Source organism: Roseovarius amoyensis, from assembly GCF_003260265.1.
In the GTDB taxonomy this organism is placed as follows: domain Bacteria; phylum Pseudomonadota; class Alphaproteobacteria; order Rhodobacterales; family Rhodobacteraceae; genus Roseovarius; species Roseovarius amoyensis.
Window position 1 is genome coordinate 55,988 of sequence record NZ_QITQ01000017.1, and the last position, 14,615, is coordinate 70,602.

General features: G+C 66.6%; 13 protein-coding genes. 4 read left to right on the top strand and 9 right to left on the bottom strand.

The window, feature by feature from the left end; all coding sequences use genetic code 11:
* Positions 1-119: 119 nt before the first annotated feature.
* Both DL899_RS13940 and DL899_RS13945 read right to left on the bottom strand, forming a co-directional pair.
* Positions 120-887 carry a FadR/GntR family transcriptional regulator gene (locus tag DL899_RS13940; RefSeq protein ID WP_111734972.1) on the bottom strand — a complete coding sequence of 256 codons (768 nt, stop codon included), beginning with the start codon at positions 885-887 and terminating at the stop codon, positions 120-122.
* 173 nt (positions 888-1,060) lie between these two features.
* Entirely contained in the window at positions 1,061-1,519 is a 459-nt protein-coding gene (locus tag DL899_RS13945) for a GNAT family N-acetyltransferase (RefSeq protein ID WP_111734973.1), read from the bottom strand.
* A gap of 230 nt (positions 1,520-1,749) precedes the next feature.
* On the opposite strand from DL899_RS13945, the gene DL899_RS13950 reads away from it, so the two are divergent.
* The gene (locus tag DL899_RS13950) at positions 1,750-5,205 is read left to right on the top strand and encodes a chromosome segregation SMC family protein (RefSeq protein ID WP_111734974.1); all 3,456 of its coding nucleotides are present in this window, start codon (positions 1,750-1,752) and stop codon (positions 5,203-5,205) included.
* 15 nt (positions 5,206-5,220) lie between these two features.
* On the opposite strand, the gene DL899_RS13955 is transcribed toward DL899_RS13950, so the two are convergent.
* The 3 genes from DL899_RS13955 to DL899_RS13965 form a co-directional block, all read right to left on the bottom strand.
* Positions 5,221-6,336, bottom strand: a complete 1,116-nt coding sequence (locus DL899_RS13955; protein WP_111734975.1) for a THUMP domain-containing class I SAM-dependent RNA methyltransferase — start codon at positions 6,334-6,336, stop codon at positions 5,221-5,223.
* Positions 6,337-6,424: 88 nt separating this feature from the next.
* A complete protein-coding gene (locus tag DL899_RS13960; RefSeq protein ID WP_111734976.1) occupies positions 6,425-7,600 on the bottom strand; it encodes a lytic murein transglycosylase in 1,176 nt (391 codons plus the stop codon).
* Positions 7,601-7,676: 76 nt separating this feature from the next.
* Positions 7,677-8,273, bottom strand: coding sequence for a GcrA family cell cycle regulator (locus tag DL899_RS13965; RefSeq protein WP_111734977.1), 597 nt, complete (start codon positions 8,271-8,273; stop codon positions 7,677-7,679).
* Positions 8,274-8,401: 128 nt separating this feature from the next.
* Between DL899_RS13965 and DL899_RS13970 the strand changes: the two genes are divergently transcribed.
* The gene (locus DL899_RS13970; protein WP_239494711.1) at positions 8,402-9,205 is read left to right on the top strand and encodes an ABC transporter permease; all 804 of its coding nucleotides are present in this window, start codon (positions 8,402-8,404) and stop codon (positions 9,203-9,205) included.
* Between the two features lie 18 nt (positions 9,206-9,223).
* Here the strand turns inward: DL899_RS13970 and DL899_RS13975 are convergent, their stop codons facing one another.
* The 3 genes from DL899_RS13975 to DL899_RS13985 form a co-directional block, all read right to left on the bottom strand.
* The gene (locus tag DL899_RS13975; protein ID WP_239494712.1) at positions 9,224-9,574 is read right to left on the bottom strand and encodes a hypothetical protein; all 351 of its coding nucleotides are present in this window, start codon (positions 9,572-9,574) and stop codon (positions 9,224-9,226) included.
* A gap of 133 nt (positions 9,575-9,707) precedes the next feature.
* A complete protein-coding gene (locus DL899_RS13980; protein WP_162685583.1) occupies positions 9,708-10,286 on the bottom strand; it encodes a hypothetical protein in 579 nt (192 codons plus the stop codon).
* A gap of 60 nt (positions 10,287-10,346) precedes the next feature.
* On the bottom strand, positions 10,347-11,393 hold the full coding sequence (locus DL899_RS13985) for a Glu/Leu/Phe/Val family dehydrogenase (protein ID WP_111734990.1): 1,047 nt from the start codon (positions 11,391-11,393) through the stop codon (positions 10,347-10,349).
* Positions 11,394-11,515: 122 nt separating this feature from the next.
* Between DL899_RS13985 and DL899_RS13990 the strand changes: the two genes are divergently transcribed.
* The gene (locus DL899_RS13990; RefSeq protein ID WP_111734979.1) at positions 11,516-11,971 is read left to right on the top strand and encodes an Lrp/AsnC family transcriptional regulator; all 456 of its coding nucleotides are present in this window, start codon (positions 11,516-11,518) and stop codon (positions 11,969-11,971) included.
* A 16-nt stretch (positions 11,972-11,987) separates the two neighbouring features.
* On the opposite strand, the gene DL899_RS13995 is transcribed toward DL899_RS13990, so the two are convergent.
* On the bottom strand, positions 11,988-12,266 hold the full coding sequence (locus DL899_RS13995; protein WP_111734980.1) for an acylphosphatase: 279 nt from the start codon (positions 12,264-12,266) through the stop codon (positions 11,988-11,990).
* Positions 12,267-12,394: 128 nt separating this feature from the next.
* Between DL899_RS13995 and lepA the strand changes: the two genes are divergently transcribed.
* Positions 12,395-14,194: a translation elongation factor 4 gene (gene lepA, locus DL899_RS14000; RefSeq protein WP_111734981.1), complete on the top strand. Its 1,800-nt coding sequence runs from the start codon at positions 12,395-12,397 to the stop codon at positions 14,192-14,194.
* Positions 14,195-14,615 lie beyond the last annotated feature (421 nt).

The following is a 14,615-nucleotide window of genomic DNA, read 5'->3' on the forward strand; positions in this document are numbered from 1 at the left end:
GCGCATGCCGGCCCAAGCCTGACCTGGGGCCCCGCCGCGCAGAGAGGGGAGGCCCGGCGCGGTGGCCGGGGCGGGTTCGGCGGACACGACGCGTTTTGGGTGACGCCGAGGTTGACGGGTCAGCGCATCTTTTCGCGTTCCAGCCGCTGGCGCGCGATCATCTCGTTGCGTACAGTCTCCTGCTGGTCGGCAAGGGCGCGTTCGACAAAGTCGAGATGCGCCTCGACAGCGGCGCGGGCCCCGTCGGGATCACGCGCCTGCAGCGCGTCGTTGATTGCCCGGTGCTGGTCCAGCAGGGCGCCACGGGTGGTGCGCTGGCGGAACATGACCTGGCGGTTATAGAACACCCCTTCGCGCAGCAACTGGAACATCGAACGCATCATGTGCAGCATCACCACGTTGTGGCTGGCCTCGATGATCGCCATGTGGAATTCGGCATCCAGGCGGGCCTCGTCCTTGGGCCGGGCCTTGATATGCGCCGCCTCCATCTTGGTGAATATCTCGCTGACGACACGCAGATCGGTGTCTGAGGCCAGCCTTGCGGCGCGCGCGGCGGCCAGCCCTTCGAGATCGCGGCGGAACGAGATGTAGTCGAACACCGCCTCGTCATGTTCGGACAAGAGCCGGATAAGCGCGTCGGAAAAGGCGTTGCCCAGTACGTCGGCGACATAGATGCCGGCGCCGGCGCGGGCGCGCAGCAGCCCCTTTTCCTGCAGCTCGGCCAGCGCCTCGCGCAGCGAGGGGCGCGAGACCCCCAGCCGTTCGGCAAGGTCGCGTTCTGACGGCAGCCGCTCTCCGGGGCGCAGGATGCCGCGCAGGATCAGCTTTTCGATCTGCTGCGTCACGGCAACCGACAGTTTTTCGGGAGTGACTTTCTCAAACGGCATCGGTGGTCCTGGTGTCGGCGGTATGGGGGCGCTGCCCCCGTCGCGCCGCACGGGCGCGACTCCCCCGGGGTATTTGCGCCCAGAAAGAAGCGGTATCGGGGCCGACATGATCGCCGCGATGGCGGCCAGGGTCAATGCGGCAAAGCCTGGGTCGGATAGCCCGGCCCGGCTGGTCAGCCCGCCTGCAACCGCTTTTCCATGAAGATCGAGGTGGCATTGGGCCGGTAATCGCCGAACGCCGCGCAGGGTGCAAAGCCCGCGCGTTGGTAAAGGCCCAGTGCGGCATCAAGGCCCCGGCCGGTTTCCAGCCGCAGCAGGGAAAGGCCGTGGTTGTGGGCCTCGTCTTCGATCGCGCGCAACAATGCGCTGCCCACCCCGCGCCCACGGGCCGAAGGGGCGGTGAACATCGTCTTGACCTCGCCATAGCCGTCGCGCAGCAACAATGCGCCGGTGCCCAGCACCTGCGCGCCCTCGCGCGCGGCGAAAAAGCGGATGTCGGGGGCGGCCAGCGCGTCGAGATCGAGAAAATGGTTTTCCTCGGGCGCGAACATGTCCCGCATCATCGCGTGGCTGGCCTCGATCAATGCGCGCGGGCCGGGGGCGTGGGGATCGGCAGGTTCGACGATCAGCATCGGGGTCTGTCCCTTCGGGCGGGCCTGTGAATGATGGCATGATCAGCACGGCCGGGGGCCGGCGGCAAGGGGCTGGCCGGCTGACAGGCGGTCGATGCGCAATATCTTGTGGATAAATCCGCCACTGCACCCATATCCTGTGAATACCCGTTGACAGCTTGCGCCCGCGCCTTTCACATTGTTCGTCAAAGACCGGAATCGCCGGCGGATATCTGGAAAAAGGGGCACAGTTGCAGTTCACCAGGCTCAGACTGACCGGCTTCAAAAGCTTCGTCGATCCGACCGACCTGTTCATCGCCGAGGGGCTGACAGGGGTGGTGGGGCCGAATGGCTGCGGCAAGTCCAACCTGTTGGAGGCGCTGCGCTGGGTCATGGGGGAAAACCGCCCCACGGCCATGCGCGGCGGCGGCATGGAAGACGTGATCTTTGCCGGTGCGGCAACGCGACCTGCGCGCAACTTTGCCGAGGTGGCGTTGCATATCGACAATTCCGACCGGTTGGCGCCGGCGGGGTTCAACGATTCCGATCACCTGGAAATCATCCGCCGCATCACCCGCGATGTGGGCAGCGCATATAAGGTCAACGGCAAGGAGGTGCGTGCGCGCGACGTGCAGATGCTGTTTGCCGATGCCTCGACCGGTGCGCATTCGCCGGCGCTGGTGCGGCAGGGTCAGATTTCGGAACTGATCAACGCCCGCCCCAAGGCGCGGCGGCGCATTCTGGAAGAGGCGGCGGGGATTTCCGGCCTCTACCAGCGTCGCCACGAAGCTGAATTGAAGCTCAACGGCGCCGAGGCGAACCTGACCCGTGTTGATGACGTGATCGAACAGCTAGCGGCGCAGTTGGCCCAGCTTGAACGCCAGGCGCGCCAGGCGGCCCGCTATCGCAACATCGGCGAGGAACTGCGCCACGCCGAGGGGCTGCTGTTGTGGCGGCGCTGGCGTGAGGCCGACACCGCCTGCGCCGCAGCCGAGGATGCATTGCGCGAGCGTACGGCGATGGCCGCCCGCGCCGAGGCCGCCGCGCGCGAGGCGGAGCGGGACCGCACCAAGGCAGAGGCGGCGCTGCCCCCCCTGCGCGAGGAAGAGGCGATCGCGGCGGCGGTGCTGCAGCGGCTGGTCGTGGCGCGCGATGCGCTGGCGGAACGGGAAAAGGGCGCGCTGGCCAGGATCGAGACGCTGACCTCGCGCATCGACCAGTTGACCCGTGACATCGCGCGCGAGGAAAGTCTCAACCGCGACGCCGGCGAAACCATCGCCCGGCTGGAGACAGAGGCGGCGGAACTGGCCGAGGCGGCGGAGGGGTATGACGAGCGCCTGGCCGAGGCCGCCCGCGCAGCGGCAGAGGCAGCGACGGTGCTGCAACGTCACGAGGCACGCCTGGGCGAGATGACCGAGGATGTGGCCCGCCTGTCGGCCCGCCACCAGTCGGCCAGCCGCATGGTCGAGGACAGCCGCAAGACGCTGGAAAAAAGCACGAAAGAGGCCGAACGCGCCCGCGCCGCCGCCGACGAGGCCCGTCAGGCGCTGGAAAAGGCCAGGCAGGACCATGCCGCCGCCGCCAGGGCCGAGGCCGACGCCAACGCCGCCGCGCAGGCCGCCGAAGAGGCGCTGGAACGTGCCGACGACGCCCGCGCAGAGGCGCAGTCGCGCGAGGCCGACGCCCGCGCCAGCCGGTCCGAGGCCGAAGGTGAGGTAAACGCGCTGTCGGCCGAGGTCGCAGCACTTGCCCGGCTGGTGGACCGCGACACCGCCGAGGGTGGCCAGATCCTGGACGATCTGAACGTGGCGCGGGGCTATGAAAAGGCGCTTGGCGCGGCGCTGGCCGACGATCTGCGCGCGCCCGAGGTGGGGGCCGACGGCCCCAGCGGATGGACATGTCTGCCCGACTACCCGGCGCCGCAGCCGCTGCCCGAGGGGGTGGTGCCGCTGTCCGATCATGTGCACGCGCCCGGGGTTCTGACCCGGCGGCTGGCGCAGATCGGGCTGGTCGATGCCGACCGGGGGTCATCCCTGCAGGCGGCGCTGAAACCCGGCCAGCGGCTGGTCAGCATTGAGGGCGACCTGTGGCGCTGGGACGGGTTTCGCGCCTGGGCCGAGGATGCGCCATCGGCCGCGGCCCTGCGGCTGGAACAGCTTAACCGGCTGGAGGAACTCAAGCAGCAGCTTGCCCATGCCACCGCCCGCGCCGAGGGGGCTGCGCAGGCCCACGAGATGTTGCGCGCGCGGCTGGTCGAGCTGACCGAGGCCGACAAGGCCGCCCGCGCCGCGCGGCGCGACAGTGATGCCGCGATGGCGGCGGCCAGCCGGGCGCTGTCGCGTGCCGAGGCCGATCGCAACCTTGCGGCATCGCGGCTTGAAACGATGACCCTTGCCGTTTCCCGCCACGACGAAGAGGCCGCCGCCGCCTCTGCCGCGCTGGCCGAGGCCGAGGCCGCGCTGGAGGCGCTGGAAGACCTGGACGAGCTGAGAGCCGAGGCCGAGGCCACGCGCGCAGCCGTCGAAACGGCCCGCGGCGAGATGATGACGCTGCGCGCCGCCCACGATGCGCTGGCCCGCGAAGGGAATGCCCGCACCCGGCGCGCCGATGAAATCGCGCGCGAGATCAACAGCTGGCGTGAGCGGTTGCAGACCGCCGAGGCGCGCGGCGCCGAACTGGCCGAGCGCAAGGCCGGTTTTGAGGCTGAATTGGCCGAGGCCCGGGCGCACCCCGGCGAGATTGCCGGGGAACGCGAGGCGCTGGGCCACAAGATCGCCGATGCCGAGGCGCGCAAAGCCGCCGCCGCCGATGCCCTGTCCACGGCCGAGGCGGCCCTGCGAGAGGCCGCCGTCGCCGAACGCGAGGCCGAGCGTGCCGCCGCCGATGCGCGCGAGGCCCGCGCGCGCGCCGAGGCCCTGGCCGAAGCCGCCCGCGAGACCCGCGACGAATGCGCCGCGCGCATCCTGGAGGAACTGGAAACCACGCCCCAAAAGCTGTTGGAGCGCCTTGACGCCGACCCCGACAAGATCGCCGATGCCGAGGCGATCGAGGCCGACGTGAACCGCCTCAAGCGTCAGCGCGAGGCGCTGGGCGCCGTCAACCTTCGCGCCGAGGAAGACGCGCAGGAGGTCCAGACCGAACACGACACGCTGAGTGCCGAAAAGGCCGATCTGGAAGAGGCAATCCGCACCCTGCGCAGCGGCATTGCCGCGCTCAACCGCGAGGGGCGCGAGCGGCTGCTCACCGCCTTCGAGCAGGTGAACGCCAACTTCGCACAGCTGTTCCGGCACCTTTTCGGCGGGGGCGAGGCCAATCTGGTGATGGTCGAAAGCGACGACCCGCTCGAGGCCGGGCTGGAAATCATGTGCCAGCCGCCGGGCAAGAAGCTGGCGACGCTGTCGCTGTTGTCAGGGGGGGAACAGACGCTGACGGCGCTGGCGCTGATCTTTGCCGTCTTCCTGGCCAACCCGGCGCCGATCTGCGTGCTTGACGAGGTCGACGCGCCGCTGGACGACGCCAATGTCAGCCGTTTCTGTGACATGCTGGACGAGATGTGCCGCCGCACCGACACGCGGTTCCTGATCATCACCCACCACGCCGTCACCATGAGCCGGATGGACCGCCTTTTCGGGGTCACAATGGGCGAGCAGGGGGTCAGCCAACTGGTATCGGTCGATCTGCGCAAGGCCGAGGCGATGGTGGCCTGAGGCGTCGACGCGGCCCTATTTCAACGGCCCGGTCTGCCACAGCCGCACCTTCAGCCCGCCATGCGCCACCGGCGCCCCCGGCGGGGCAAGCGGCAGCCCGGTGGCGCGCGCCAGCCCGGCCTCTGACGTCACGATACCCACGCGCCAGCCGGAAAACCGCTCTGCCAGGACGCGGCCCAGCGTGGCGTATAGCCCGTACAGCAGTTTCTTGTTGCCGATGCGCGCGCCGTAGGGCGGGTTGACGATCACCAGCCCCGTCGGCCCCTCGGGGCGGGCAAGGTCCGAGATCGCATGACAGTCGAACTGGCACAGCCCGGCAACGCCTGCGCGTTCGGCATTGGCGGTGGCCGAGCGCACCGCGCCGGCATCCCTGTCGCTGCCGAAAAACCGCGCTTCGGGGGCCGCTTGCGGCGTACCTTGCCGCATCGCGTCCCAGGCCTTGGCGTCGAACCCCGCCAGCGCCTCGAACGCGAACCGGCGCGAGCGGCCGGGGTTCAGCCCCGTCGCGATCTCTGCCGCTTCGATGACGAAGGTGCCAGAGCCGCACATCGGGTCAAGCACCGGCTCGCCGCCCCGATAGCTGCACTGACGCAGGAACAGCGCGGCCAACGTCTCGCGCAGCGGGGCCTTGCCCACTGCCAGCTTGTGGCCGCGGCGGTGCAGCGGCTCGCCCGAGGTATCGACCGAGATGGTGCAAAGGTCATCCTCGATCCGCACCAATAGCCGTAGCGCCGCCTCGGCCACGACGGGCGCGCCGATGGTTTCGGAAATCGCCCGCGCCACCCGGTCGGCGGCGGCCTTTTGATGATAGATGCGCGAAGCGTGGCAACTGGCCTCGATGCGCACGGGCACATCGGGGCGCAGAAATTCGCCCCACGCGACCTTTCGTGCCCGCTTGTCGAGCTGCGCCAGATGCATCGCCCGAAACGCCGCCACCCGCACCAGCACCCGGCCCACCCCGCGCAGGCACAGGTTGGCGCGCCAGGCATCGGCCCAGCCACCCCTTGCCGTGATCCCGCCGGCGGTGACGACCACGCCGGTGAACCCGGCTTCACGCGCCTCTTCTGCCAGCACGGGCTCCAGCCCCGGCGGCGCGGCGAGGAATATCTCGAAATCTTCCGCCTCGCTCATGCGCCTGTCCGCTTCCGGTTTCTTCTTGGTTCAAAATACCCCGGGGGAGCCACGCGCCTGGCGCGTGGCGGGGGCAGAGCCCCCTTGTTCACAACCGGTTCAGCAGCGCCGCGGTCGGCCAGGCGTCCGCGGGCATGCCGAGGCTTTTCTGGACGTCCTGCACCGCCGCCCGCGTGCCGGAGCCGAGGATGCCGTCGATCTTGCCCACGTCATACCCGCGCGCGGCCAGTTTTTGCTGCAAGAGCCTCATCTGCGACCCCGACAGCCCCGGTTCTGGATTGCCGGCGTCAAAGATCGGTCCCCCTTCGAGCCGGTTGGCGAAATAGGCCGCAGTCAGCACGTAGGTATAGGACTGGTTCCATTCGAAATAGACGCGAAAATTGGGATAGGCCAGAAAGGCCGACCCCTTGCGCCCCTGCGGCAGGATCAGGCTGGCCGGCAGGTTGCCCGCGATCTGCCCATGCCGGGGCTTTACCCCCAGCCGCGCCCAGTCGGCGGCGCGTTTCTGTGTGCGCAGCCCGGTCTGCGACCAGTCGAGGTTCTGCGGCACGCTGACCTCTTGCAGCCAGGGTTCGCCCGGGCGCCAGCCCAGCGATTGCAGCATCTTCGCGCCCGACATCAGCGCATCGGGGGGCGATGTCTTCAGCCGCACATGCCCGTCGCCGTCGCCATCGACACCGTTTTCGATGATGTCGCGCGGCAGCATCTGCACCATGCCGATCTCGCCTGCCCAGGCGCCGGTGGTGGTGGCGGGGTCGAAATCGCCGTGCTCGAACAGTTCCAGCGCGGCAAAGACCTGCGGGCGGAACAGGTGTGGCCTGCGGCAATCGTGGCTGAGCGTCACCAGCGCGTTCAGGGTGTTGAAATTGCCCTGAAAGCCGCCGAAATCGGTCTCAAAGGCCCAGAACGCCAGCAGCACCCCGCGGCTGACGCCGAATTGCCGCTCGATCCGGTCAAACACTGCGGCGTATTGCTGCGCCTTGGCGCGCCCGGTGTTCAGCCGGTTCTGGCTGATCAGCTGGCGGGCGAACTCGGTAAAGGGTTTCTGAAAGAAGCCCTGCGCCCGGTCGGCCTTGATCACCGCCGGATCGTGGCGCGCCGAGGCAAAGAAGCGCTCCACCGTGGCCGGTGCGTGCCCGTGAGAGATGGCCTCGCGCTTCATCGCGTCGACGAAGCCGGCAAAGGAGCCGCCGCATTGCTGGGCCGTTGCGGCACCCGTGGCGGTGGCAAGGAAAAACGCGGCAACAAGAAATGATCTGATCATGGGAACCCCGGGGGTTGGAAATACTCCCCCGGAGCCTAGGCGATTGCCGCCGTCTTGCAAACCGCTTTGCGCGGGATCAGCGCCTGCGGTCGCGGCGCGAACTCATCGGTTGGAACGCCACCCCGACATGCGCCTCGCAATAGGGTTTTCCTGACTGGACCGGCAGACCGCAGAACCAGAAATCATCGGTCGCGGGGTCGCCGACCGGCCATTTGCAGGTGCGCTCGGTCAGTTCCATCAGGCTCAGCCTCTTGGCCTTCTTCTCGACCTCGCTGACCTTGGCCAGAGCCGCGGGGTCGATCTCGTTGGCCGAGGGTTGCGGCGGCAGCGGCTGGCCGGCGGGTACGATCGTACGCCCGCGCCCGACAGGGGCGGGGGCGGGTTTCGCCGGGGCGTCGGCCGTATCCGCGGTCTTGGCGGCGGGTTCGGGCGCGGGTTTCGCGGCCGGCTTGGCCTTGCTTTGCGCCTTGGCCGCGGGTTTCGCGTTGCCCTTGCTTTCGGCCGCGGCGGCGTTGCCGCCGGTCCCGCTGCGGTTGGACAGTCCCAGCCGGTGCACCTTGCCGATGACCGCGTTACGGGTCACGCCGCCGAGTTCCTTGGCGATCTGGCTGGCAGACTGGCCTTCACCCCACATTTTCTTCAACTTCTCGACGCGCTCGTCACTCCAGGACATGAGCTACCTCATATTATCGCGAGACGCGCCCGTCGGGCCGTCCGGTTTCTTCGGAAAGGTCTATTCTAATCACTGACGTGTGAGTTACAAGGCGTCGAATCACTCAAGCGCAGAAGGAGGGCAACGCAATGGCCATCGAAAGCGGCATGGGCACGCGCCGTTTCGGGCGGGTCAACTGGTTGGGGCTCTTTACGTTGTGCGCGCGGGAAATCCAGCGTTTCATGGCGGTCTGGACCCAGACCGTGCTGGCACCGCTGGCTACGGCGGGGCTGTTCATGCTGATCTTCTCCATCGCCATCGGCCCCAGCCGGGGCGATGTGATGGGGGTCGACTTTACCGACTTTATCGCGCCCGGTATCCTGATGATGAGCGTGATCCAGAACGCGTTCGCCAATACCTCGTCCTCGATTGTGATCGGCAAGGTTCAGGGCAATATCGTCGATACCCTTATGCCGCCGCTCAGCCCGGCAGAACTGGTCACCGGCTACCTGGCCGGTGCGGTGGGGCGCGGGCTGATCGTGGCGGTGGCGATTTCGCTGGGGCTGTTCGTCTTTCGCGGCAGCGTGCCGGTGCACCCGCTCTGGGCGCTGACCTTTGTCGTGCTAGGGTCGCTCTTTCTGGGCGGGCTTGGCATCGTGGCGGGGATTTTCGCCAACAAGTTCGACCAGATGGCGGCGATCACCAACTTTATCGTGACGCCGCTGGCGTTCCTGTCGGGCACGTTCTATTCGGTGCAGGCGCTGCCGCCGGGCCTGCGCGAGATCACCCATTTCAACCCCGTCTTCTACCTGATCGACGGTGCGCGGTACGGCGCGATCGGGGTTTCGGACAGTTCGCCCTGGCTGGGGCTGGCGGTGTCTGTCGCATCCTGCCTGGCGGTGGCGGTGGCGGCCTGGATGATGTTCGCGCGCGGCTATCGGCTAAAGGCATAGGGTCGCCCGACGCGCGCCCTATCCGCACATTGCTTCGGCGCGCTTGCCATAGTTGGCATAGGCTTCCCAGAACCGTTCATCGGTGGGTTTGTCGGACTGGCGCACCACCTGCGCCAGGTGCGGGTCGGCGTAAAATGCCACCGCGCGGCGCTGTTGCGCCGGGGTCAGGCTGAGATCAGCCGCCGCCTGTACGCAGCCGCACAGCCTGGCCGAGCGCCCCTCGCGGCCCGATACCATGCAGGCCTTGCTGATCGGGCCAGAGGCCAGAGGCACGGCGCGCACGATCGGTGCGCGCACGACCTCGCGCGGCGCGCCGCCGCCACAGCCCGAAAGCGTCAGTGCGATGCCCAGAATGATCGCCCGTTTCATGTATCCTGCCCGTATATCTTGCCCGAAATCCGGCTTGTTACCACCGGTTGCGCGTGCGTTTCGTATCCGGGGATCATCGCTGAATCGGGCCGGATAATCAATCCGCCAGATATGGGGGCGGTCTCGGGTGACGTTACTGCGTCTTCGTGGGGGTCAGGTGGATGGATGTCCAGGACTTGGGCAGCAGGCTGCCGGCCTCCATCGCCGGGTTGACGCGGCCGGTGTCGCGGAAAGTCACCTGAAAGCCGCCGCTTTTCGGCCCGGGGTTGCCAAAGCGCAACGACCGGCGGGGAATGCGGATGTCCAGCGGCTTGGCCGCGTCGCCCGGCTGCCACGCGCGTTTCAGGCGTACGCAGCCCGCCGGCGCGCCGGCATAATTTTCGCGCGGGGCGATCTGGTGGAGGAAGTTGAAATTGTAGGTCAACACCTCGCGCCCCAGCGCGATCGAGCCCTTGGCAATCACTTCGCGCCCGGCGCCGCGCAGATAGGCGGTCAGCCGTTCGCTTTGCGCCCAGGCGCCGCACAGGCCGGTGCGGCCCTGCATCTCGCGCAGCTCCACCGCAACGGTGATGCCGCCGCCGGTGGAATACTCGCCCCCACCCAGCACCGGGTTCGGGCCCAGGCGGAACGAGGTCTCGCCCGCGCTGGCGGTGCCGGAGAGACCGGACAGAACGAGTGCAAGGATTGCCGGCAGGCGCATGAGCTTGTGCATTGGGGCCTCCATCATGGCTGTGCCCAGCCTAGGCCGGGCAGGCGACAGCGGCAAGCGGCATCAGCCGGCGCGCGCAAGCATGCGCTCGGCCACGATGCGGTCGGCCAGGTGGGCGGGACTGGTTCCCTCAGCCTCGGCGCGGGCCAGGATGCGCGCCATCGTTGCCTGCAGCGCGGCCAGCTTTTCCTCGACCCAGACGTTGCGGTCGGCGATGTGCAGGATCTCTGCCGCGGCGTTGATGATGCCGCCGCCATTGGCAACATAATCGGGCAGGTAAAGGATGCCACCTGCGTGCAGGCGGTCGGCGTCATCGGGCGTGGCAAGCTGGTTGTTGGCGGCACCCGCCACCATTCGCGCACGGATCTGCGGGATGGTTCGCGCGTTCAGGATGCCGCCGATGGCGCAGGGGGCAAAAATGTCGGCCTCGACTGCGTGCACGCTGTCGGGGGCTGCGGTTTCGGCGTCGAAGTCGCGCGCGGTCAGGTTGGCGCGGGCGGCGTCCATGTCGGCCACGATCAGCGCGGCGCCCTCGTCATGCAGCATCCGGCACAGGTGCCAGCCCACATGGCCGAGCCCCTGAACGGCGACCTTGCGCCCCTTCAGATCGGCGCTGCCAAAGACCCGTTCAGCCCCGGTCTTCATCGCGCCCAGCACGCCGCGCGCCGTTACCGGCGAGGGGTCGCCGCTGGCATGCGCGCCCTCGTCGCGGCCGGCGACATAGTCGGTTTCGCGGGCAACCTCCGCCATATCGGCGGGGGTCATGCCCATGTCCTCGGCGGTCCAGTAGCGGCCTTTCAGCGTCTCGACCGCGCGGCCCATCGCGCGCAGCAGCGCCGGTGTCTTGTCCGTCGCGGGATCGCCCATGATGACAGCCTTGCCCCCGCCCAGCGGCAGGTCGGCGGCGGCGTTCTTGTAGCTCATGCCGCGCGAAAGGTTCAGCACATCGGCCAGCGCGGCATCGTCGGTGTCATAGACCCGCATCCGCAGCCCGCCAGCCGCCGGCCCGCGCGCGGTGGAATGCAGCGCAATGAACCCTTTCAGCCCGGTTTCGGCATCCTCGATGCGCCAGACCTCTTCGTGGGTGTCGGATGGCAGACGGGTCATCATGGTGGTTTTCCTTCTCTTTGGCGCATTGTAGTGGTTGCGGCGCGCAAAAAACCGGCGAATACCTTTGCATATGGGGGTGATGTTGGAGAAAATCCCCAAAGTTCACGGAGAATTTAGAATAAATGGACCGGATCGACCGTCAGATCATCGCCGCCCTGCAACGCGACGGGCGCCAGAAACTGGCGCAGCTCTCCGAAGAGGTGGGGCTGTCGCCGACGCCGCTGGCGCGCCGTATCACCCGGCTGGAACGCGACGGCATCATCACCGGCTATTCCGCCCGCGTCGACCAGGAGCGGCTGGGCCTGCCGCTGAACATCTTCATCTTCGTCGAGTTGGAGCGCCAGACGCGCGAGGCGATTGCCGAGTTCGAAACCGCGCTCAGGCGTTTCGACGAGGTGATGGAATGCTACCTGATGACCGGCACGCGCGACGTGCTGTTGCGCGTGGTGGCTGCCGATCTGGCCGGGTTCGACCGGTTCCTGGAAGAGGGGCTGATGCAGACCCCCAACATACGCTCGATGCGGTCGAGCTTTGCATTGCGCACCATGATCCGGCGCAGTGCGCTGCCCCAGGGCTGAGCGCGAGCCGCGCCACCTAACGCCTGATGTCGAAACGGGTGGCGTCGGGCCAGTCGGTTGCGCTGATCTCGACCCCGTTCACGACCGCCGCCGGCGGCCCGCGGTGCAAGGCACGCGCCATGTCGTCTACTGCTTCGGAGGCCCCGGCCAATACCGTGGTGACCGATCCGTCGGCCTCGTTCCGGACCCAGCCGCAAAGGTCCCGCAGCTGGGCCTCTATCTGTGTCCATGCACGAAACGACACCCCTTGCACCCGCCCGGTGATACGGGCGTGAACGGCTTTGTCATGGGTCATGCGCGCACCCCCCTTTGGTTTGGGTCTGCGGGGCATCATAGCACGAATCGCACAACGCCGCGCCGGTGGGGGCCGTCCGCCCAATGCCAGCTTGACCCGCACACCGATCCGCCGCATATGCCGTTGCCATGACACCGCTCTCGCACATACGCAATTTCTCGATCGTGGCCCATATCGACCACGGCAAGTCGACGCTGGCTGACAGGCTCATCCAGATGACCGACACCGTGGCCGAACGCGACATGAAGGAACAGCTGCTCGACGCGATGGATATCGAGCGCGAGCGCGGCATTACCATCAAGGCCAATACGGTGCGCATCGAGTACACCGCCGAGAACGGCGAGCAATATGTGCTCAACCTCATCGACACGCCCGGGCATGTCGATTTCTCCTATGAGGTCAGCCGCAGCATGCGCGCGGTCGAGGGCAGCCTCTTGGTGGTGGACAGCACCCAGGGCGTCGAGGCGCAGACGCTGGCAAACGTCTATCAGGCGATCGAGGCCGATCACGAGATCATTCCGGTTCTCAACAAGATCGACCTGCCGGCGTCCGATATCGACCGGGTGGCCGAACAGATCGAAGAGGTGATCGGCATCGACGCCTCGGGCGCGATCCCGGTTTCGGCCAAGTCCGGGGAGGGCATCCGCGAGGTGCTGGAAGCCATCGTCAAGCTGCTGCCGCCGCCCAAGGGCGATGCCGACGCGCCGCTCAAGGCGATGCTGGTGGACAGCAAGTATGACCTGTACCTGGGCGTTGTGGTGCTGGTGCGGATCATGGATGGACGCCTGAAAAAGGGTGAACGCATCCGCATGATGCAGACCGGCGCCACCTATACCATCGACCGCGTCGGCGTCTTTCGTCCCGAAATGACGATGGTTGACGAACTTGGCCCCGGCGAGATCGGGTTCATCACCGCCTCGATCAAGCAGGTGCGCGACACCAAGGTGGGGGACACGATCACCCATGAACGCCGCCTCTGCGCCAAGGCACTGCCGGGGTTCAAGCCATCGGTTCCGGTGGTGTTCTGCGGGCTCTTCCCGGTCGATTCGTCCGAGTTCGAGGACCTGCGCGATGCCATCGAAAAGCTGGCGCTGAACGACGCCTCGTTTTCGTCCGAGATGGAAAGCTCCGCCGCGCTGGGGTTTGGCTTTCGCTGCGGGTTCCTGGGGCTGCTGCACCTGGAGGTTATCCGCGACCGGATCGAACGCGAATACGATATCGATCTGATCACAACCGCGCCGTCGGTGATCTATCACGTCTATTTCAAGGACGGTCGCAAGATCGACCTGCACAACCCCGCCGACATGCCCGACATGACGCTGGTGGACCATGTCGAGGAGCCGCGCATCAAGGCCACCATCCTGGTGCCGGATGAATTCCTCGGCGATGTGCTCAAGCTCTGCCAGGACCGGCGCGGTATCCAGACCGATCTGACCTATGTCGGCGGGCGGGCGATGGCGGTCTATGATCTGCCACTCAACGAGGTGGTGTTCGATTTCTACGACCGGCTGAAATCTGTCACCAAGGGCTATGCCAGCTTTGACTACGAGATCATCGGCTATCGCGCCGACAATCTGGTCAAGATGCAGGTGCTGGTAAACGAGGAACCCGTTGATGCGCTGTCGATGATGGTTCATCGCGACCGGGCCGAGCTGCGCGGACGGGCGATGTGTGAAAAGCTCAAGGAGCTGATCCCGCGCCACATGTTCAAGATCCCGATCCAGGCGGCCATCGGCGGCAAGGTCATCGCGCGCGAGACATTGTCGGCGCTGCGCAAGGACGTGACCGCCAAGTGCTATGGCGGCGACGTGACGCGCAAGAAAAAGCTGCTGGAGAAACAGAAGGCCGGCAAGAAGAAGATGCGCCAGTTCGGCCGCGTGGAAATCCCGCAGGAAGCGTTCATTTCCGCGTTGAAGATGGATGATTGACAAGGGCATTGCCGTCAATCATTTCGATGCCTTTTCAGGGGATTAGTGCCATCTGTTGGCTGGACGGCCCCCCATCCATATCCAGAATCCACCAACTGGCTTTGGAGCATTTTATTCTGATCAAAGCGAGTCCATCTCGGCCTTTCATCTGAATTCTCGTCTCGTGCAGTTACATAATCAGTCTTGAACAGAAACTCAGCCCGGCTTGGGGCGCGTTCTTGTTTCATAGCCAGAGCATGACGATTGCGGCGAGAGCAATGAAGTGGTCCCAGAAGACTGGCCAGCCAGAAGTTCTAGGCCGTGTTGACAAAATGGATTCCCATCAGGCTTTGGGCATGATTCAAGCTGGTATCTGCGATGGAGACCAGCTTGGCACGAAACCTTATGTCAGACGAGGAATAGGCCTTCTTTGAGGGGTTCA

Coding starts and splice junctions, on each gene's coding strand:
- DL899_RS13940 (WP_111734972.1), bottom strand. CDS start 887: ATGCCGTTTGAGAAAGTCACTCCCGAAAAACTGTCGGTTGCCGTGACG.
- DL899_RS13945 (WP_111734973.1), bottom strand. CDS start 1,519: ATGCTGATCGTCGAACCTGCCGATCCCCACGCCCCCGGCCCGCGCGCA.
- DL899_RS13955 (WP_111734975.1), bottom strand. CDS start 6,336: ATGAGCGAGGCGGAAGATTTCGAGATATTCCTCGCCGCGCCGCCGGGG.
- DL899_RS13960 (WP_111734976.1), bottom strand. CDS start 7,600: ATGATCAGATCATTTCTTGTTGCCGCGTTTTTCCTTGCCACCGCCACG.
- DL899_RS13965 (WP_111734977.1), bottom strand. CDS start 8,273: ATGTCCTGGAGTGACGAGCGCGTCGAGAAGTTGAAGAAAATGTGGGGT.
- DL899_RS13970 (WP_239494711.1), top strand. CDS start 8,402: ATGGCCATCGAAAGCGGCATGGGCACGCGCCGTTTCGGGCGGGTCAAC.
- DL899_RS13975 (WP_239494712.1), bottom strand. CDS start 9,574: ATGAAACGGGCGATCATTCTGGGCATCGCACTGACGCTTTCGGGCTGT.
- DL899_RS13980 (WP_162685583.1), bottom strand. CDS start 10,286: ATGCACAAGCTCATGCGCCTGCCGGCAATCCTTGCACTCGTTCTGTCC.
- DL899_RS13985 (WP_111734990.1), bottom strand. CDS start 11,393: ATGATGACCCGTCTGCCATCCGACACCCACGAAGAGGTCTGGCGCATC.
- DL899_RS13990 (WP_111734979.1), top strand. CDS start 11,516: ATGGACCGGATCGACCGTCAGATCATCGCCGCCCTGCAACGCGACGGG.
- DL899_RS13995 (WP_111734980.1), bottom strand. CDS start 12,266: ATGACCCATGACAAAGCCGTTCACGCCCGTATCACCGGGCGGGTGCAA.
- lepA (WP_111734981.1), top strand. CDS start 12,395: ATGACACCGCTCTCGCACATACGCAATTTCTCGATCGTGGCCCATATC.